Annotated in this window: 16 protein-coding genes; 5 read left to right on the forward strand and 11 right to left on the reverse strand. The window is 68.5% G+C overall.

The window, feature by feature from the left end; genetic code table 11:
- Window positions 1-6: 6 nt before the first annotated feature.
- From LOZ83_RS12320 to LOZ83_RS12365, 10 genes are all read right to left on the reverse strand, one after another.
- Complete coding sequence (locus tag LOZ83_RS12320) at window positions 7-813, reverse strand: ATP-binding cassette domain-containing protein (protein WP_236790584.1); 807 nt, start codon at window positions 811-813, stop codon at window positions 7-9.
- Window positions 797-2,662: a dipeptide/oligopeptide/nickel ABC transporter permease/ATP-binding protein gene (locus LOZ83_RS12325; protein ID WP_236790585.1), complete on the reverse strand. Its 1,866-nt coding sequence runs from the start codon at window positions 2,660-2,662 to the stop codon at window positions 797-799. The genes LOZ83_RS12320 and LOZ83_RS12325 overlap by 17 nt, the downstream gene beginning before the upstream one ends.
- Window positions 2,659-3,600 (reverse strand): ABC transporter permease, encoded by a 942-nt coding sequence (locus LOZ83_RS12330; RefSeq protein WP_236790586.1) that lies wholly within the window; start codon window positions 3,598-3,600, stop codon window positions 2,659-2,661. The genes LOZ83_RS12325 and LOZ83_RS12330 overlap by 4 nt, the downstream gene beginning before the upstream one ends.
- Window positions 3,597-5,156 carry an ABC transporter substrate-binding protein gene (locus LOZ83_RS12335; protein WP_236790587.1) on the reverse strand — a complete coding sequence of 520 codons (1,560 nt, stop codon included), beginning with the start codon at window positions 5,154-5,156 and terminating at the stop codon, window positions 3,597-3,599. Before LOZ83_RS12335 ends, LOZ83_RS12330 begins: the two co-directional genes overlap by 4 nt.
- Before the next feature lie 134 nt (window positions 5,157-5,290).
- Window positions 5,291-6,034, reverse strand: a complete 744-nt coding sequence (locus tag LOZ83_RS12340; protein WP_236790588.1) for a FadR/GntR family transcriptional regulator — start codon at window positions 6,032-6,034, stop codon at window positions 5,291-5,293.
- Window positions 6,035-6,043: 9 nt separating this feature from the next.
- Complete coding sequence (locus tag LOZ83_RS12345) at window positions 6,044-7,609, reverse strand: MDR family MFS transporter (protein ID WP_236790589.1); 1,566 nt, start codon at window positions 7,607-7,609, stop codon at window positions 6,044-6,046.
- Window positions 7,606-8,724: a hypothetical protein gene (locus tag LOZ83_RS40385; protein ID WP_236790590.1), complete on the reverse strand. Its 1,119-nt coding sequence runs from the start codon at window positions 8,722-8,724 to the stop codon at window positions 7,606-7,608. The genes LOZ83_RS12345 and LOZ83_RS40385 overlap by 4 nt, the downstream gene beginning before the upstream one ends.
- Window positions 8,721-9,539, reverse strand: a complete 819-nt coding sequence (locus LOZ83_RS12355) for a CoA ester lyase (protein WP_236790591.1) — start codon at window positions 9,537-9,539, stop codon at window positions 8,721-8,723. Before LOZ83_RS12355 ends, LOZ83_RS40385 begins: the two co-directional genes overlap by 4 nt.
- Before the next feature lie 191 nt (window positions 9,540-9,730).
- On the reverse strand, window positions 9,731-10,870 hold the full coding sequence (gene dusB, locus LOZ83_RS12360) for a tRNA dihydrouridine synthase DusB (protein WP_236790592.1): 1,140 nt from the start codon (window positions 10,868-10,870) through the stop codon (window positions 9,731-9,733).
- Window positions 10,871-10,921: 51 nt separating this feature from the next.
- Window positions 10,922-11,758: a fumarylacetoacetate hydrolase family protein gene (locus LOZ83_RS12365; protein WP_236790593.1), complete on the reverse strand. Its 837-nt coding sequence runs from the start codon at window positions 11,756-11,758 to the stop codon at window positions 10,922-10,924.
- A 107-nt stretch (window positions 11,759-11,865) separates the two neighbouring features.
- Between LOZ83_RS12365 and LOZ83_RS12370 the strand changes: the two genes are divergently transcribed.
- The 5 genes from LOZ83_RS12370 to LOZ83_RS12385 all read left to right on the forward strand — a co-directional run bounded on the left by LOZ83_RS12370 (window position 11,866) and on the right by LOZ83_RS12385 (window position 18,560).
- Window positions 11,866-12,315 carry a DUF6328 family protein gene (locus tag LOZ83_RS12370; protein ID WP_236790594.1) on the forward strand — a complete coding sequence of 150 codons (450 nt, stop codon included), beginning with the start codon at window positions 11,866-11,868 and terminating at the stop codon, window positions 12,313-12,315.
- Window positions 12,316-12,421: 106 nt separating this feature from the next.
- Window positions 12,422-12,547, forward strand: coding sequence for a hypothetical protein (locus tag LOZ83_RS39755; RefSeq protein ID WP_255823531.1), 126 nt, complete (start codon window positions 12,422-12,424; stop codon window positions 12,545-12,547).
- 168 nt (window positions 12,548-12,715) lie between these two features.
- On the forward strand, window positions 12,716-14,650 hold the full coding sequence (locus tag LOZ83_RS12375; protein WP_236790595.1) for a class I SAM-dependent methyltransferase: 1,935 nt from the start codon (window positions 12,716-12,718) through the stop codon (window positions 14,648-14,650).
- Window positions 14,651-15,013: 363 nt separating this feature from the next.
- Window positions 15,014-16,909, forward strand: coding sequence for a tetratricopeptide repeat protein (locus tag LOZ83_RS12380; RefSeq protein WP_236790596.1), 1,896 nt, complete (start codon window positions 15,014-15,016; stop codon window positions 16,907-16,909).
- Between the two features lie 82 nt (window positions 16,910-16,991).
- Window positions 16,992-18,560: a RyR domain-containing protein gene (locus tag LOZ83_RS12385; protein WP_236790597.1), complete on the forward strand. Its 1,569-nt coding sequence runs from the start codon at window positions 16,992-16,994 to the stop codon at window positions 18,558-18,560.
- Here the strand turns inward: LOZ83_RS12385 and LOZ83_RS12390 are convergent.
- On the reverse strand, window positions 18,545-18,829 hold the full coding sequence (locus LOZ83_RS12390) for a DUF3040 domain-containing protein (protein WP_236790598.1): 285 nt from the start codon (window positions 18,827-18,829) through the stop codon (window positions 18,545-18,547). The two genes, LOZ83_RS12385 and LOZ83_RS12390, sit on opposite strands and share 16 nt — an antisense overlap.
- Window positions 18,830-18,840: the final 11 nt, after the last annotated feature.

The following is an 18,840-nucleotide window of genomic DNA, read 5'->3' on the forward strand; positions in this document are numbered from 1 at the left end:
TTCCCTTCAGGACGGCAGCAACTCGTGTCGGCGGCCGCGGCGGGCCGCCTGCTCGTGGGGATCGGGCACCGGTACCGCGGCCAGGAGGGTCTGCGTGTATTCGTGTTCGGGCTGCTCCGTCACCTGCCGCGTCGCCCCCTGCTCGACGACGCGACCCCGGCGCAGCACGGCCACCCGGTGCGAAACGTGCCGCACGACGTCGATGTCGTGGGAGATGAACAGGTAACTCAGGCCCAGCTGCTCCTGCAGGTCGAGCAGCAGGTTCAGGATCTGCGCCTGCACGGACAGGTCGAGCGCGCTCGTCGGCTCGTCGCAGATCACCAGCTCCGGCTCCAGCACCAGGGCCCGGGCGATCGCGATGCGCTGCCGCTGCCCGCCGGAGAACTCGGCCGGGTAGCGGTGCATCGCGTCCGCGGCCAGGCCGACGCGTGCCAGGGCGGCGGTTACCCGTTCGGTGGCCTCACGTTTGTCGAGCCGGTGCCGTACGCGCAGCGGCGAGGAGATCGTGTAGCCGATGGTGCGCGAGGGATTCAGCGAGCCGTACGGATCTTGGAAGACGATCTGCAGGTGCCCGCCCAACGCGCGCCGGCGCTTCGGCGGTGCATGCGTGATTTCCTCGCCCTGGAACCGGATCCTCCCCTCGGCGACCGGCACCAGTCCGAGGATCGCATTGCCCAATGTGGACTTCCCCGAACCCGACTCGCCGACGAGGCCCAGGGTTTCACCGCGGTCGAGGTGCAGGCTCACGCCGTCAACCGCGATGAGCTGGTCGAACCGGACCCGGAGATCCTCGACTTCAAGCAACGGCCGCATTCTCGCCTCCCTTGACCTGCGTGTGATGGATACAGCGGGTCTCGTGCCCGGTAGCCGGTTCGAACAACGGGATCGCCGCTGCCGCACAGGCTTCGGTGGCCATCGGGCAGCGCGGCGCGAAATGGCAGCCGGCCGGCCAGGTACGCGGATCCGGGACGGTGCCCGGGATCGCGGGCAGCCGCCGGCCGGGGCGTGCCCGGCGCGGCGCGCAGCCGAGCAGCCCGGCCGTGTACGGATGCAGCGGCCCGTCGAACAACTCGTCGACGGACGCCGATTCCACCACATGGCCGGCGTACATCACGTACGCGCGTTGACAGAGGTCGGCGACGACGCCCCAGTCGTGGCTGATCAACAGCACCGCCATCCCGGTTTCCGCCCGCAGTTTCCGGAGCAGCTCGAGGATCTCGGCCTGCACGGTGACGTCGAGGGCGGTCGTGGGCTCGTCTGCGATGAGCAGCTTCGGCCTGCCCGCCAGCGCCATCGCGATGAGGACACGCTGCGCCATCCCGCCGGACAGCTCGTGCGGATACCTGCGGACGGTGCGTTCGGGGTCCGGCAGGTTGACGTCGCCCAGCAGCTCGATCGTCCGCGCCCGGACCTGTTTCCGGTTGCCGCCCTCGTGCCGCCGCACCAACTCGTCGACCTGGCGCCCCACGGTGCACACGGGGTCCAAACAGGACAGTGGCTCCTGTGAGATCAACGCGATGCCGGAGCCACGCAACCCGCGCAGTTCAGAGCGCCTTCGTCCGGCCAGATTCCGCCCTTCGAAGTGGATGGCGCCACGCGTGACCTGTCCGCCCTCCGGGAGCAGACCGAGGAGCGCACGGCCCGTGATGCTCTTGCCACAGCCCGATTCGCCGACCAGGCCGACCACTTCGCCCGGCTCGATGCGCAGGTCGAGTCCCTCGACGACGACGGTGTCCACTTCGGACCGTGGCAGGGTCACCGTCAGGTCGTGCACCGACAGCAATGCGCCAGGTTCCGGTTTTGCCTCCGACGAGGCCACCGCGACGACTTTCCGCCGGCGTGGCGGTGCCTGGCGCGCGCCGGCGTCCCGGAGGGCGTCACCGATCAGCCCGAACGATAGGATCGACAGGCCGATCACCACTCCGGCCGGCACCAGCAGCCACGGCTGCTGGTCGATCACCGTCGACGCGTCCGCCACCATGCCACCCCAGGTGGGCGTGGGCGGCTGGGTGCCGAGCCCGAGGTAGCCGAGGCTGGTCTCGGTCAGCAGCGCGGCGCCCGCGAAGATCGACGCCTGCACGATGATCGGGCCGGCGATCCGGGGCAGGATGTGCTGCAGCGCAATGGATCGGTTCGGCAGGCCGCTCACCCGGGCGGCCGTGATGAACAGCTCCTGGCGGACCGCGAGCGTCGAGCCGCGGACGACTCTGGTCAGCAGCGGCGAGCCGAGGACGCCGAGCGCGATCATCGCGGCGGTCTCGTTGCTGCCGACCACCGCGAGCACGACGAGCAGCGTCACGATCACCGGCACCGCGAGCACCACGTCGACCAGCCACATGATCACCCGGTCCACCCAGCCGCCGAGGAAACCGGCCAGCAGCCCGGAAAGCACGCCGAGCACCAGTACGGTCAGCACGGCTTCGGCGACCCCGGACAGTGACACGCGGCCGCCGTACATGAGGCGGCTGAGCACATCCCGGCCGAGATTGTCGGTGCCGAGGGGGTGCAGCGCGCTGGGCCCGGACAGCACGTGGTCGAGGTCGCCGTCGGTCGCGTCGTAGGGCGCGAGCAGCGGCGCGAAGATCACCGCCACCAGCACGATGCCCAGGTACGCGACGGCGGCCACGCTCAGCGGACGGCGGAAGGCGCGCAGTGGCCTCATCGCGCCCGCACCTTCGGGTTGAGCCAGCCGTACGCCAGGTCGACGGCGAAGTTGACCACCACCACGATCAGCGTGAAGGTCAGCGCGACACCTTGGATCATCGGCAGGTCGTGCTGGGTGGTCGACTGCACGGCGAGCCCGCCCAGCCCCGCCATCGCGAACACGGCCTCGACGAGCACCGTGCCGCCGAGCAGGCTCACCAGCATCAGCCCGACCACCGTCACCACCGGGATCGCGGCGTTGCGCAGCGCGTGCCGGAAGATGATCGAACTTTCGGACGCCCCGTTGGCGCGCAGGGTGTGCACGAAGTCGCGGGACAGGACGTCGAGCATCCCGTCCCTGGTCTGTTTGGCGAGATGCGCGATGCCGTGCACCGCCAGCGCGGCGATCGGCAGCACGAGGCTCTGCGCCCAGCCGGCCGGCGAGTGGAGGAACGGCACGTAGCCGGTGGCCGGAAAGACCCGCAGCGTCACCGCGAACAACAGGACGAGCACGAGCGCGAGCCAGAAGCTCGGCAACGCGAACCCGACCATCGACAGCACGTCGACGGCCCGGCCGAGCACCCCGCCCCGTACCGCGCTGAGCACGCCCAGCGCCACACCGATCAGCGTGGCCACCACGGTGGTACCGAGCACCAGCGCCAGCGTCACGCCCAGCCGGTTCGCGATCTCGGTGCCGACGCCGAGCCCGCTGATCGGGGACGTGCCCAGGTCACCGCGGATCGCGTGGCTCAACCAGTCCCAGTACCGCGTCAGCACCGGCTGGTCGAGGTGCAACTGCTGCCGCAGCTGCGCGTACCCCTCGGGGGTGTAGTTGGTGCCGAGGATGGTGCGGGCCGTGTCGCCCGGCGTCAGCGACTGCAGCAGGAACGTCAGCAGCGACACGGCGAACACGAGCGAAACGGAGATCGCGAGCCGGCGCAGGACCAACCGGCTCATGAGGCCGGCCGCCACTCGACCGGGTCCGCGATCGGCTCACCGCGGGTCGACTCCACCCCGGCGACGTTCGTCCGCGAGAAGAAGAACACCGGGGTGAACACGACCGGCACGAACCAGCCCTGCTCGTTGAGCCAGCTGACGATCTGCTGGTCCAGCTGGGCACGCGTCGCGTCGTCGGCACCGGCCGCCCGGTCGTACAGCCCGGTCAGCGCCGGGTCGCTGCTCTTCAACGGGTTGAACTGGGCCGCCGAGGGCAGGTACAGCGTCTGTCCCATGAGATACACCGGCATGGTGCCGAAGCCGATCCCGAAGGCGGCGAACTTCCCGCCCGCCACGTCCTTGTAGAAGCTGGTCGCGTCCGGGTGGTTGGTCAGCTCGACGCGGACACCCACCTCCTTGAGCTCGTCAGCCATCGCCTGTGTGGTGAGACCGATGTTGGCCGAGGAGGTCGTGACCACGGGGAGGGTGAAGCCGTTGGGGTACCCCGCCTCCGCGAGCAACTGCTTCGCCTTTGCGGGATCGTAGGTATAGAACGGTTTTTCGTTGTACCCATCCTGACCGGGCAGCACGATCTGCTCCGTCGGTGTGCCATACGCACCGAACAGCGCGTTCGCGATCTTCTGCCGGTCGATCGCGTAGTTCAGTGCCTGGCGCACCCGGACATCGCCCAGCGCCGGGACGACCGTGCCCGCGCGGTCGGCCAGCGCCAGCCCGACGAACACCTGGGGCGCGGACGCGATCTGCAGGCTGGCGGACTTCGCCGCCTCGGCCGTCGAATACACGCCCTGGATGACGTCGACCTGGCCGGTCTTCAACGCGGCGAGCGAGGTGTTCGGATTGGGAATGACCCGGATCAGCACCTTCGCGTAATGCACCGATTCCTTGTTCCAGTAATGCGGATTCGGGACATACGCGTAATGGTCGTTCGCGACGGTGCCGGCGGGGTCGAGCTGGTACGGCCCCGCCCCCGCGGTGGCGTTCGCGAGCTGCGCCGGGTTGGCCAGCGCTGTGCTGCTGATGATGTTGCCGGCGCCGTAGTCCTGGGTGAAGACGACCGGCAGCTGCGGGTTCGGCTTGGCCAGGGTGAGCCGCACGGTGAGCGGCCCGGTGGCGTCGATGGCGGACACGGTGGACAGCGGGGAGGAGCCGGTGTGTGCCTTGCGGTAGTACTCGATGCTCGCCTTGACGCCGTCCGCCGTGAGCGGCGAACCGTCGCTGAACCGCACGTTCGGCCGGAGCTTCAGGTCGAACACGGTGTTGCCGCTGCCGACGTAGCCCCACGACTCCGCGAGCCTGGGCTGCAGCGTGCCCGACGGATCGCGGTAGATCAGCGGGTCGTAGGCGAGGTTGGCGTACCACTGCCAGTCCTGGCTGATCTTCGCCGGATCCAGGCTGTTCGGTGGCCCGCCTTTGGCGATCGTCAGGGTCCCGCTCGTGCTGCCGGCGTCGCTGCCACCGCTCGTGCCGCAGGCCGAGACGAGCAGGGCCAGCACGGCGAGGACAGCTCCGAAGCGTTTACGTCGCGAATTTCCGAAAAGGATGTGTTGATCGTTCATCGCCAGTCGACCTCGTTGTCGGCGCAATTCAGGCAGGAATAGGCCACGCGCGGAAGATTCATGGGAATTCGAGTCCTCGGTCGCGATGGCTCTGTGTTATGTCGTGGTGGAGGTCAGGTTAAACCTCCAAGGTTTCAGGGGTCAAGCCTGCCGTTCGCGGCGGCGGAACGCTCGCGGTCGATGCGCTCGTAGGTGGCGCGCAGGTAGCGCAGGTGCGCGCGGGTGGCCTCGCGGGCGCCCGCCTGGTCGCCGGACTCGAGGTAACCGAGGATCTCGCGGTGCTCCTCGTCGACCCGCACCCAGAATTCCGGCGGCGCCTGCTCGCGCAGGAACCGCTCCTTGAGCACCCGGAACACCGGTTCGGCAAGCACCTCGATCAGCGGGTTGTGCGTCGCTTGCAGCACCCGGGTGTGGAAGTCCCGGTTGTGCGTGAACACGGTGTGCGGATCCACCGTGGCCGGATCGAACAACGCGTCCCGGATGCAGGCCAGCTCTTCCTCGGTGCGGTGCCGGGCCGCCAGTTCGGCGGCCGGCACCTCCAGCATCTCCCGGATCTCGACCAGCGCGGACACGCTCAGGTGCGTGCTGTCGGCGAGCAAGGCGAGGCCGGCCTGCAGGGATTCGCTGATCTGCGCGGGGCTCGGGGCGCTGACGAACGTGCCCCCGCTGACCCCGCGCTTGACGGTCAGCAGGCCCTGGCTCGCCAGCGCCCGCAGCGCCTCGCGGGCCGTGTTGCGGCTGACCTGGTAGGCGCTCGAGAGTTCCGGCTCGGTCGGCAGCCGGTCTCCGGGGCGGAGCTCGCCGGAGAGGATCTGCTTGCGGATGCGCGACGCGAGCCGGTCGTACGCCGTGGTCGGGGTGTCGCCGTTGCCAGCCATGAGAGCACGCTACTGGCCGGCGCGGGCGGAGCCGGTGTCCATGGGAATCCTCCTCGTCGACACTGTACCGGTAAAACTCCGAGGTTTCTCGCGTTGACGCAGCTGAATCTGCGGCAGCACCCACGCCAGCACCGCGGCGAGCAGCCCGACCACGGCGGCGGTCAGGAAGACACCGTGCAGCGCATGCGCGAACCCGGCGATGAACTCGGTGCGCAGATCCGGTGGCAGCGCGTCGATCTGGGCCCGGTCGATGTTGATCCCGCTGTGCGAGAACCGCTCCACGACCGCGGGTGGCACGGTTCTCGACAACGCGTCCGTCAGCCGCCCGGCGAAGACCGCGCCGAGCACCGCCACGCCCAGTGACGCGCCCATGGTCTGGCTGAACGTCGTGGTGGAGGTGGCGACGCCGACGTCGTCCCGGCCGACCGCGCTCTGTGCGACCACCAGCATCACGGAGTTGATCATGCCGAGCCCGAGGCCGATCGTGCCCAGCGCGAGCGCCTGGATCCAGTACGGGGCGGCGACCCCGAGTGACGCCAGGCCGATCAGCCCCATGGTCAGCAGGCAGGTGCCGGTCCGCGGGAAGACCCGATAGCGGCCGAATCGCGCGACCGCGTGGCCGGACGCGGTCGCCGCCACCGCCCAGCACAGCCACAGCGGCGCCAGCCGCAGCCCGGACACTGCCGGCGATACCCCGTCGACCACCTGCAGGAACAGCGGCACGAAGATGGTCGCGCCGAGCGTGGCGACGCCGAGACAGAACACGAGCGGGACGAGCACGCGGACCACGCGGTTGCCGAAGAGCCGCAGTGGAAGCATCGGCTCGGATGCTTTCCGTTCCACCGCCACGAACACGACGAGGAACAGGACCGCGGCGCCGGTCAGCGCCAGGATCTGCGGGGACAGCCAGCCGAACGCGCTGCCACCCCAGCTCGCCACCAGCATGACCGAGGCGGCGCCGATCGACAGGGTCGCCGGGCCCCACCAGTCGATTCGCGGCTTTGGCCGGTGCCGCTTCGGGAGCTTCAGCTTCCAGGCCACGACGGCCAGCGCCACCGCCCCGATCGGCAGGTTCACGTAGAACACCCAGCGCCAGCTCAGACCCTGCGTGAGCAAGCCGCCGATCAGCGGGCCGGTCACCGTGCCGAGTGCGTAGACCGACTGCATGAAGCCGAGATAGCGGCCGCGCTCGGCCGGCGGGATCAGCTCGGCGAGGATCGCCTGCGAGCCCACGACCAGCCCGCCCGCGCCGATTCCTTGCACCGCGCGGAATGCGACGAGTTCCCCCAGCGTGCTCGCCAGCCCGCACAGCGCCGAACCGATCACGAACAGCAGCAGGCAGAGTTGGAACTGTCGCTTGCGGTCGACGATGTCGGCCAGCTTTCCGTGTATCGGCATGGAAATCCCGACGGTCAGCGCGTACGCGGTGACGACCCACGACAGGTGGGTCAGCCCGCCGAGGTCGGTCGCGATCGTCGGCAGCGAGGTCGCCACGACGGTCTGGTCCAGCGCCGAAAGCAGCGTCGCGAGCATGAAACCGGGCAGGACCACCAGCACTTTCGGATCGAGCTTCACGGCGCCCCCAGATGTGCGGTGATCCGTTTCTGCAGCTGCGCGGCCTCGTCATCGGGGTAGCGGTCCGCGGGGTAGCGGCTCAGGATCGTGAGCCTGCCGTCGTAGGTATAGACGGGATAGCTCGGATAGAACCCGACCTTCGCCGGGGAGAGCGTCCGGAAGTCGACGATCTCGAGGCCCGATGGCCGGGCGAAGGCGGGCAGCACGCCGTAGTTGCTGACCAGCACTGCCTGCTCGGCCTTCCGCGGCGGGCCGAGCGGCAGCTCATGGTTCGCGATCGCCCTGTCCAGTACCGTTTTGATGGTGCGACCGATGGTCACCGGGTTCGCGCCGGAGTCCACAATGGTCGGTGCTTCGTGGATGAGCGACAGGTTTGTCGTCTCCGTCGGCCCGACCGGCGGGGTGAGCCGGTGGCGGACGTTCACCGGTGACCAGTACATCAGCTCCGACGCCGTGCTCTGGTCGCCGTGTGCGGCCATGATCGCGCCGGAGACCAGTGCGTGCACGGAGATTCCCGCTTCCTTGGCGATGCGCACGACCTGTTGTGTTTCTTCGCGGCTGAACCAGAGCCGCAGTTCGAGGAGATCGTGCCTGGGCTCCGGTGGCGTGGCCGTGCCCGGTACGTCAGGTGTGTCGATGCCGTGGATCCGTTGCCGGAGCAGGCGTTCCGGCGAGCGAGGGAGTGCCGTGCCGGGCTCGACGCTCGTGATCCCATCACGGTAATAGCGCCACAGCTCGTGGAACAACGCCATCCGGCAACCGCCGTCGGCGATCGCGTGATCGAGCCGGAAAGCGACGAAACCGCCGCCCTCGTCTCGGACCACGATCAGCTGGGCGAGGGTTTTCCGGCAGTCCCAACGCCGTCGGACCTCGCGCAACAGCGTTTCTTCGTGTCCATTGTGGACTTCGAATGGGGGTCGATGAACCGGCGGGACGTGCAGCAGGTAGCCGGTGTCGTCCGTGTCGACGAGCCCGCGCACCATCGGATGGCGGCGGCACAGCAGATCGAACGACCGGCCGAGGGCTTGTTCGTCGAGCGTGCCGCGGTATTCGACGACGTAGGAGGGAGCGTTGTTCAGGCTCCGGATCTCCATGTCGTCCAGGTAGCGCTTCACCGGACACCCGCGAGCACGCGCCGTGCCCGGTCGACGATCGGCTTGCCCACGACCTTGCCGTCGTGCGCGGTGACCGATCCATTGCCCGATGCCGCAAGGATTTCCCGCGCCCAGCGCACCTCCTCGGGAGTCGGTGAGAAGGCCGCGTTGACGCCCGGCACCTGACGCGGGTGCAGGCACAGCTTGCCGCCGAAGCCGAAGTTCACCGCGTGCTCGGCGTCGGCGGCCAGCAGGTCGAGATCGGTCAGCGCGATCGTGACACCGTCGATCGGCGCCGGGATCCCGTTCGAAGCCGAGGCCAGCACGATCTGGGACCGGGCGTAGGCGAGCGCCACCCGGTCGGCCAGGTCGATCCCGATTTCCCTGGCCAGATCAGCGTTTCCGAACACCGCGCGCACGACACCCGGCGCCGCGCACACCTGCCCGGCGTTGAGGATGCCGGCCGAGGTCTCCAGCAGAGGCAGGACGGCCGAGCCCGGCGGCAACTCGTCGAGCAGGCCGGTGACTTCACCGGGACTGGTGGCCTTGGGCAGCATGACCGCGCACCGGTGTTCGCGCAGCATCGCCAGATCTTCGTCGTACCAAGGGGTTCCGTAGCCGTTCAGTCTGATCACGCCGGTGCCCCCGGAGGCCAGCCACCGGCCGATGTTCTCGCGTGCGGCCGTTTTCGAATCGGGGGCTACGGCGTCCTCGATGTCGAGCACGATCCCGTCGGCGCCGCTGCGGGCGGCCTTGGCGAACCGGTCGGGCCGGTGCCCCGGGACGAACAGGAGTGAGCGGGCATGGGCAAGTGAAGTCCAGAATTCGGTTGTCACGTGGTCTCCTACAGCCGTCGTCTTGTGCCGTTCCAGGCGGCGACTCCTACGCGACCGAGGACGTGCTTCCTCCGCCACCGCGAGGAATCGCGGTCGACGGTGACCTCCACCCGAGGCCCGAGGCTATTGAGTTACCGCGACACGGAACCATCCGCGACGCGCACGTTTTCATCCGATCCGCGCACGACGGCCTAGCCGCCGGAGTGCATGTCTTCCGCTTCCGGGACGAGGTTGTCGTCCGGGTCGTCGAGCCAGCCGTGCGGCAGGGTGACCTTGCCCGGCGAGCCCTGGCGGCCGCGGGGGCCCAGCGCGTCGGCCGGGAACGGGGCGGTGTGGTCGAGGTGGGTGATCAGCTCGTCGAGTTCGTCCAGCGACGACACCATCGCGAACCGGCGGCGCAGCTCGGAGCCGACGGGGAAGCCCATGAAGTACCACGCCATGTGTTTGCGCAGGTCACGCATGGCCTTGCCGGGCCCGTCGTGCTGGACGAGGAGTTCGGCGTGCCGGCGCAGCACGCGGGCGACCTCCCCGAGCGACGGCCCGGCGGGGAGCTCGCGACCGGCGAACGCGGCCTCCAGTTCGCCGAACAGCCAAGGCCGGCCGAGGCAGCCGCGACCGACGACCACGCCGTCGCAGCCCGTCTCGGCCATCATGCGCAGGGCGTCGCCGGCGGTGAAGATGTCGCCGTTGCCCAGCACGGGAATGGTCCGCACGGCGTCCTTCAGGCGCGCGATCGCGCTCCAGTCCGCCTGGCCCGAGTAGCGCTGCGCCGCGGTGCGGGCGTGCAGGGAAACCGCCGCCGCGCCCTCGGCCTCGGCGATCCGGCCGGCGTCGAGGTACGTGTGGTGCTCGTCGTCGATGCCGACGCGGAACTTGACCGTGAACGGCACGCTGCCCGCCGCCCTGACCGACGCGGCGACGATGTCCCCGAACAGCTTGCGCTTGAACGGAAGCGCGGCACCGCCGCCCTTGCGCGTGACCTTCGCGACCGGGCAGCCGAAGTTCGAGTCGATGTGGTCGGCGAGCCCCTCGCCGACGATGATCCGCACGGCCTCGGCCATCGTCTTCGGGTCCACCCCGTACAGCTGCATCGACCTGGGCTTTTCGTGCTCACCGAAGGTCATCATGTGCATCGTGCCGGGGTGCCGCTCGACGACCGCGCGGGCGGTGATCATCTCGCAGACGTAGATGCCGGCGCCGTACTCCTGGCACAGCCGCCGGAACGCGACGTTCGTGATCCCGGCCATGGGCGCGAGCACGACCGGCGGATCGACCTCGTACGGGCCGATCCTCAGGGCGGGCTTGGTCAGGGTCGCGGTCACGCTGTCCATTGTCACCCGTGACGATCGTTACAGGTCATCGGGTTGGCTTCCGCGCGTCCGTCACCGCAGGTGCTGCCGTTGCAGTCCGAGCTGGTCGATCTCCAGTTCCATGACGTCCCCGGCCTTGAGGAACGGGTAGTTACCGGACAGTGCGACGCCCTGGGGAGTGCCCGTGTTGACCACGTCGCCCGGATCGAGCACGAGGTACTGCGACAGGTCGAACACCAGCTGCGCGACCGAGAAGAGCATGTCCACGGTGTTCGAGTCCTGCCGTGGCTCGCCGTTGACCCACGAGCGCAGGCCCAGTTTCTGCGGGTCGGGCAGCTCCGCCGCCGGCAGCAGCCACGGGCCCAGCGGGTTGAACGTCTCGGCCGACTTGCCCTTCGACCACTGCCCGCCGGACTGCTCGATCTGCAGCGCCCGCTCGGACACGTCGTTGCCGATCGTGTACCCGGCGACGCACGCCAGCGCATCCTCCGGCGACGACAGGTATCGCGCCTGCTTGCCGATCACGACCGCCAGTTCGACCTCCCAGTCGACCTTCGTCGCACCCGGCGGGATGAGCACGTCGTCGTTCGGGCCGACGACGGTGTTCGGGTGCTTGAAGAAGATGATCGGCCGCTCGGGCGGCGTCGAGCCGGACTCGGCGGCGTGTGCCGCGTAGTTCTGGCCGATGCAGATCACCGCACCCGGTTTCGCCACCGGTGCGCCGATTCGCAGCCCATCGGGATCCACAGTGGACAGTGAGTCGAGGGCGCCGGCGATCCGGTCGAGACCACCGTCGGCGAGGAAGTCGCCGGTGATGTCGGCCGTCAGCCCGCTCAGGTCGAACACCGCACCGTCGCGGCGCACCACCGGCCGCTCGCTGCCGAACTCGCCCAGCCGCATCAGTTCCACGTGGAGCCTCCTTGTCGTCGGCCCCACGCTAGCAGGCGTGAAAGTGGTGGCGAAGTGTCCAATGTGGTCAGTCGCCCGCACGGTCTCCGCCGCGTACTCTGACTCGGATGGCCGAGGAGAGCGAAAACCAGCGTCTCGCCCGCAACGTCAACGAGCTGCTCAGCGAACTGCGGGTGGCACAGGCCGGCGTGCAGATCCTGTTCGGTTTCCTGCTGTCGGTCGTGTTCACCTCGCTGTTCCGCGAGGCCAGTGGCTTCGAGAAGGGCATGCACCTGACCGCCGTCGTGCTCGCCGCGCTGGCGACCGCGCTGCTCACCGCACCCGCGGCGTGGCACCGGATCCTGTTCCGCGAGGGCCGCCGCGAGGAGATCCTCCGCGTGGGCAACCGGACGGTGCTGGCCGGCCTGGTCTGCCTCGCCGCCGCTGTCTCCGACGTCGTCGCGCTGATCGCGAAAGTCGTCTACGGCCCGGTCGCGATGGGCGTGGTCGGCGGGCTGGTGGCGGTCGCGTTCGCCGTGCTGTGGTTCGTGCTGCCGCGGTGGCTCAAACGGCGGTAGACCGGCCTGCTGAGCAGTAGCGCGGCCTGGCGCGTCCGCGGCGCCGTGCGGCCGTGACCGCTTCCTAGGGTGGCCCGCCTCCGACCGAGAGAGGAGGTGTGAGGCTGTGCGCGAACGCAAGCCCGGAGTGATCCGGGTTGCGATAGCCCTGGAGATCAGGGGGACCGCAACCCGGATCGTGGTGAACTCCGCGCTGGTACTGGCGATGTGGTTGTCGGTGTACCTGCGTTGAGTACCGCCGGACCGTCCGTGTGGGCGGTCCGGCTCAGCTCATCACAGCTCCATAGCACTCTAGACCGAGGGAAGCGCCCTGCCGCGGTGGTCTGATCCCCGAACTGGCCCAGGTGAAACGGCCGTACGGATACACTTCAACTCCACCCATCACCTTCCGGAGGTCTCGTTGCCTCGGCTCGCCGCCTTTCTCGCCTGGTCCACCCAGACCGAGCACCCGGACGCTGTGCAGAAAGCGCTTTCGGTCATGAAGACCAAGCTCGGTGAGCACGGTTTCGACTACTACGACTGGAACGAGAACCAGTCCGTCACCAAGGACATCGGCTCGAAGGTCAGCGACGAGCTGCTGAAGTCCGATCTGGTCATCCTCGAAGGCAGCAAGCAGCGGCCGAACCTGGCCTACGAGGTCGGTTTCGCGCACGCGCTGCACCTGCCGGTGGTCGTGATCAAACAGTCCGAGTCCGAGCGGCTGCCGGAGAACTTCGGCGAGCCCGAGTACCTGTCGTACCCCTCGGCGGTCGAGGACGGGGCCGGGTTCGAGATGTTCGAGAGCCGCTTCACCGACTGGCTCCGCAAACTCGCGCGGACGACGCTCTCGCCGGGACAGCGGTCCGCGCGGCAGGGCCGCAACGTGCTGAACGAGCAGATCAACAAGTTCATCGACGGCTATCCCGAGGAACACGCGAGCCTGCACCTGCTCGGCGGCTGGGCCGGCGCGCTGGCGCACGAGCTCGATTCGGGTGGCGCGTCCCAACTGGTCGTCGACGCCGACTACTACCTGCCGAGTTTTTCGAGCCTGCGCGAGTGGAACGGCGGCGACATCCGCGCGATCGCCGACCTGACCGACGAGACCGAGCAGTTCTGGACTCCGGACCACCCGGAGGAGATGACCGCGAACGTCAGCGAACGCGTCTTCCTCATCGACTGGTCATGGTTCTTCGAGAACGAGGACAAGCTCGCCCGGCAGATCGACCTGTGGAAACGGCACCAGGCCCGCCACCGGGAAGGGCCGTACGACATTTACATTGCCGCCAAAGAGGAACTGCGGGTCGGTGAGGTGCATCCGCTGGGGCCTGCGGCGGTCGGGCACCACCTGCTGCTGCTCGACCCGGACCTGATCGGCGGCTACCGGCCCAACCCGGGCCGCGTCGACGGGCGGCAGTTGGTCATCGAACGCAACTCGCTGCGGTTCGCCAGCGCGAGCCAGTTCTACGACTCGATCAAGGCGCGCGCGGTGCGCTTCGAACCGACGATGAAGGCCGCCGATCTGCGCCGCGCGTGGGTGGCGCGCAACGGGGTCGGGCACTGGGACGAGGACTGGACGAGCGAGACCGAGTTCCGCTCGCCTGACTATTTCGATCAGTACGAGCGGCACATCCGGTGCTGGATTCCGCGGTACGCGCAGCTGATCCGGGACAGCGCGGCGACCGTGTTCCGCGAGATCCTGCGGATCTATGCGGACAAGATGCGCTCGGTGGACGTGCTGGAGATCGGTTACGGCACCGGACGGTTGACAAGTGAAATCGTGCCGTGGATTCGCAATATCAACCGGCCTTTCTACGATTTGGAGCACCACGGACCGGTGCGGCAATATCGTGGCGTCGACCGCGCCGAACAGATGACCAAATACGCGCGCGACTTGTTGCAGCCGGAATCGCAGACAGGGCTGGACATGCGACTCGCGCGTGGCACGGCGTGGGACGATGTCGACGGCCGCTATGACGTCGTATTCGGCTCGCTGGTGATGCATTTCCTGATCGGCCCCGAGCCGACGGACGAGGCCCTCGACGAATTCTTCCTCAATTGTGCCGAGCACACGACCGAAGACGGCACGCTCGTGTTCGCGGATGTGTTCGGTGTCAACGGTGATCGCCGCGGCGCCTCGGCGATGGAAAAGTGGCGCGAGTGGATGATCCGCTACGGCCTCGCCGAGGAAGAGGTCGACGGATACATGCGCGGCAACGCCGACATGACCACCGCCGCCCCGGTTTCGCAGCTGCGCAAAGCCGCGGAAGCGCACGGCTTCAAAGCGCGGGTCAAAGTCGTTGGGGCACCGACATTGCCGTTCCGCATCGTGGTCTTCCAGAAGGAACGACCGGCGTAGGGCCCGTGTGGACGGCCGCCGCGCTGAGGGCGGCGTCCACCCGTGTGCCGCGGTATGCCGTTGCGGAGCGCACTCTGAGGTGGTTTCATCTACGGAAACCGAGAGTTCGTCCCTCGGATTAGGTCGATCGAGTCAACGGCCGGACACGCCGCGTAACGTGCCGCCCGTGGCCATTCGGGAGATGCTGTGCCAGACAAGTGGTTCCGACGCATGATGAAGCGTCTGTTCAAGACGACTGCGGGCGACCCGGACATCAACTACGACTGGCCGCTCGAGATCCCCGTACACAAAGGATTCGCGGTCGGCATGAGGCCATGGCTGAGGCGGCTTCGCCCGGTGTTCGAGCCGGCGTTCCGGACCCGCATGTTCCTCGTCGCCGGTGGTTCCGGGCTTGGGAAGACGACGCTGCTCATCAGTCTGGCCAAAGAGGCCCTGAGGTGGGGTTTTCCGGCGCTGGTGATCTATGTGGACTTGAACGGAACCTCTGGTGACGGGCAGATCGAAGGTATCCAACTGGCGATACTCCGCAAGCTCGGGGTGTCGGAGGCCGTGATCGATGCTGCCGGTTCCGATGGGCTCGCGCGGCTCTACCAAGTGGAGACCACCGCACGGCATTTCCTGCTTCTTCTCGACAACGTGAAGTCCCGGGACCAGGCGCGGGAGCTGTGTCCGGGGCCGGGCAACACCGTGGTCCTCACCAGCCGAACCGCCGCGCCGGCACTGGCGGCGCTGTGCGAGGACACGATCAACCTCACGGGGCTGGGCTACGAGGACGCGAAGAATCTGCTCGTGGGGCTCGCTGGCGCTGAACGGATCGACGCCGATCTGGACGCTGTCAAGACTCTCGTGGCCCAGTGCGAGGGACTTCCGCTGGCGCTGCTGCTCGTCGGCACCCTGCTGGTGAGCGACGAGGCGATGACGGTCCGGCAAGTGGTCGACGGCTTGGAAGCGCGGGAAAGCCGGAAGGCGAACGGTCGCAGCAAGCAGATCGAATCGGTGCTCGACCTGTGTTACGCGCGCCTGGAGGCAGTCGAGCCCAATGCCGCGCGGCTGTTCCGCTGTCTGGGCGCCAGTGTTGGGCGGGCGCATCTTCCACCGCTGCCACGAGCGGCCCTGGCAGCTCTCGCCAGGCTGTTTCCCGGGACCTCCGACGCTGCCGTCGACATCTTGCTGCACTGGCAACTGGCGAAGGCCGATCGCCGCGGCCGCATCTACCTCCACGGCACGGTTCGCCAGTACGCGGCACGCAAGCTCGGCCGCTCCGAAGATGCCTTGAAGAGGCTGATCCGCTGGTACACAGGCTCGGCCTATGCGGGCGGGAACGCGCTCGCTGACGGCTGGGCGGGTGACCTCATCCCGGATACCACGGGCATCGTGCCCCACGAGTTCAGCTCCGAACGCCCGGACCTCGTCCTGGCCTGGTTCGAACAGGAACGGTCCACGATGGTCGCCGTGCTGCGCGACTTCGGGCACGTCACACCGAATTCCTGGCAGCTGCCCGTGTTCTGCCTGCCCGCGCTGTTCATCCGGAGGCCGCTCGACGACTGCCGGGAACTTGCCCAGCGCGCCGTGCGGCTCGCCCAGAACAATGACTTCGGCCGTGGGCGATGCTTGCATCTGTACGCCTGGGTCGAAAACGAAACCACAGCTGGTGCCCCGGCGACCCGCTGTCTGGACGAGCTGGTCGATCTCCACGACCGGATCGCCGATGAGCGCGGGCGTGCGTGGACGATGTACGTGTGTGGCCAGCGCTTCGCCGTGCAGCGTGAGTTCGCACAAGCAGACAGGTGTTTCCGGGAGGCGCTCCGGCATTTCAGGGCGACGGGCTTCCGCTTCGGCATAGCGATCGTGCAGTCGACGAGAGCGGTCGTTCTCGATGGCCTGGGCCGGGACGACGACGCTCGGTCGGCCGCACAGGAGGGGCTGACCATCGCCTGTGAGCTGGGGAACATCCCGTTGCGCGCGTTCGCCCGCGACCAGGTGGGGTTCTTGTATCAGCAGCACGGCGAGTTCGGCGAAGCAATCAGGATCTACGGTCAGGTCCTGCACGATCGTCATCGCTCAGGCGAACGATGGGGTATCGCGGACACGCTCTTGCGGCAAGGGCAGGCATTCGCGGGCATGGGCGACCGCGAGCGGGCCAGGGAGGCGCTGACCACATCGCTGGCGATCTTCCAGGAGCTCCGGGATCACCGCCAAGTTCTCGTGGTGCAGCTGGCGCTGGCGAGTCTTGACATCGAGTACCGTGCCGGCAACTGACGCCGGAGCATCGACGGGCCGAGCCCGTTGATCCACACTGGACCTCCCCGACCGACTCACGGAGGCCATCGTTTTCGCACTGATGTCGCGGCCCGCTGTGCTGATCCGGATGTTCTTCGCCGGGCTCGTGGTGGTGTCGCTGGTCCTCGGCTACCTCGGGCTCGCCGAGTACCTGGCCGCCAGCACGCAGTTCGCGCACCGGCCGATCGATCTCATCTACTACGACCTGCAGCTCTTCGTGATCAACTCGGCTCCGGTCTCGAACGGCGGGCCGTATCCGTGGCCGCTGGAGGTCAGCCGGTTCCTGACGCCGGCCGTGACCATCTACGCCGCGATAGAAGCCGGGCGACTCCTGTTCGCGGCCGAGCTCGCGCGGCTGCGGGCCCGCCGCCGGGCTCGGCACATCATCGTGTGCGGCGACTCCGACGCGGCCCGCACGCTCGCCGCCCACCTGCAGGCCGGCCACAAGGTCGTGCGCATCGACAGCGCCCGCAGTCCGGACGTGCTCATCGCCGCCGGGCTGGCCCGCGCCGACCGGCTCTACGCCCTCGCCGACGAGACGCCCGCCAACATCGCCACCGTCCTCGCCGCCAGCCAGGTCGAGCGCCGGGCCCACGCCTCGCTCCAGGTGCACGCGCATGTCGCCGACCCGGAACTCGGCGACGTGCTGCGCGACCGCGGCTGGCGCGACGAGCTCGAGGTCGACTTCTTCTCCCTCGACGGCGTCGCCGCGAAACAGGTGCTCGCCGCCTTCCAACCCGACGGGGAACGGCTCGTCGTGATCGGGCTCAGCGCGTTCGGCCGCGCACTACTACTGGAGCTCGCGCGCCGGGCGGGCGAGCGCACCGTGGAGGTGATCGTCGCGGATCCGGACGGTGCGGCCGCGGTCACAGAACTGCAGGCGCGGCACCCGTTCTTCGCCACCGCCTGCCAGGTCACCGTGGTGCCTGTCTACATTCCGGAACCAGGTGTGCACCTGGTGTTCGTCTGCCACGATGACGAAGAGCGCGCCCTCCGGGACGGGCTCACGGCCGCCGCGACCGTCGACGCCACTCGCGGTACCGTGATCGTGCGCATGGCTCAGCTCGCCGGGGTCGGTGAGATGATTGTGCAACATGGCCACGAGGACCGGCTGCGATTCGTAGGAGTACTGGACATGGCGAGCGTGTATCTCTCGGAGCGGATCACCGATTCGCTGGCACGCGCATTGCACCGCCGCTACCTCCGCGACCAGCTGGCGCTCGGCCAGGACGCCCAACGCAACCCGTCGCTCGTCGACTGGGACGAACTTCCGGACACCCTGCGCGACGCCAACCGCGCCTCCGCCGACGACATCGAGCGCAAGCTCACCATGGTCGGCTGCCGGATGGTGCCGAGCCTCGAGGCGGTGTCGTTCGCGTTCGAGCCCGAAGAGGTCGAGCGGCTCGCGATCGCCGAGCACGAGCGCTGGATGACCGAGCGCAAGGCCGACGGCTGGCGGCTCGGCGACCGGCGGGACAACGAGCGCAAGGTGCATCCCGACCTGCGGCCGTGGGACGACCTGGGTGAGGTGGAACGCCAGAAGGACCGCAACGTCGTGCTCGCGCTGCCGGATATCCTCGCCGACGCGGGGTTCCGGATCGAGCGCGTCCGGGGTCAGCGCAACCGGTAGAGCCAGGTCCGCCACAGGATCGCGGTCGGCACCACGCACGTCAGCACGGTGCCGAAAACGATCAGGAACCCGTTGTGGGATTGGCCACCGGCAACCATGATGAACAGCCCGGCGACGACCGAGCAGACGGCACCGATCACCGCCAACACCACACTCGGAATCCGCATCGGCCGCAGCTCGGACAACCGCTGGGCCAGGCGCGGGTTCTCCTCGGCCAGCTGCTGTTCGATCTCAGTCAGCCGTCGCTGCTCTTCACCGTGAAGTGCCATGCCGCACCGCC

The organism is Amycolatopsis sp. GM8 (assembly GCF_021653975.1).
Classification (GTDB): domain Bacteria; phylum Actinomycetota; class Actinomycetes; order Mycobacteriales; family Pseudonocardiaceae; genus Amycolatopsis_E.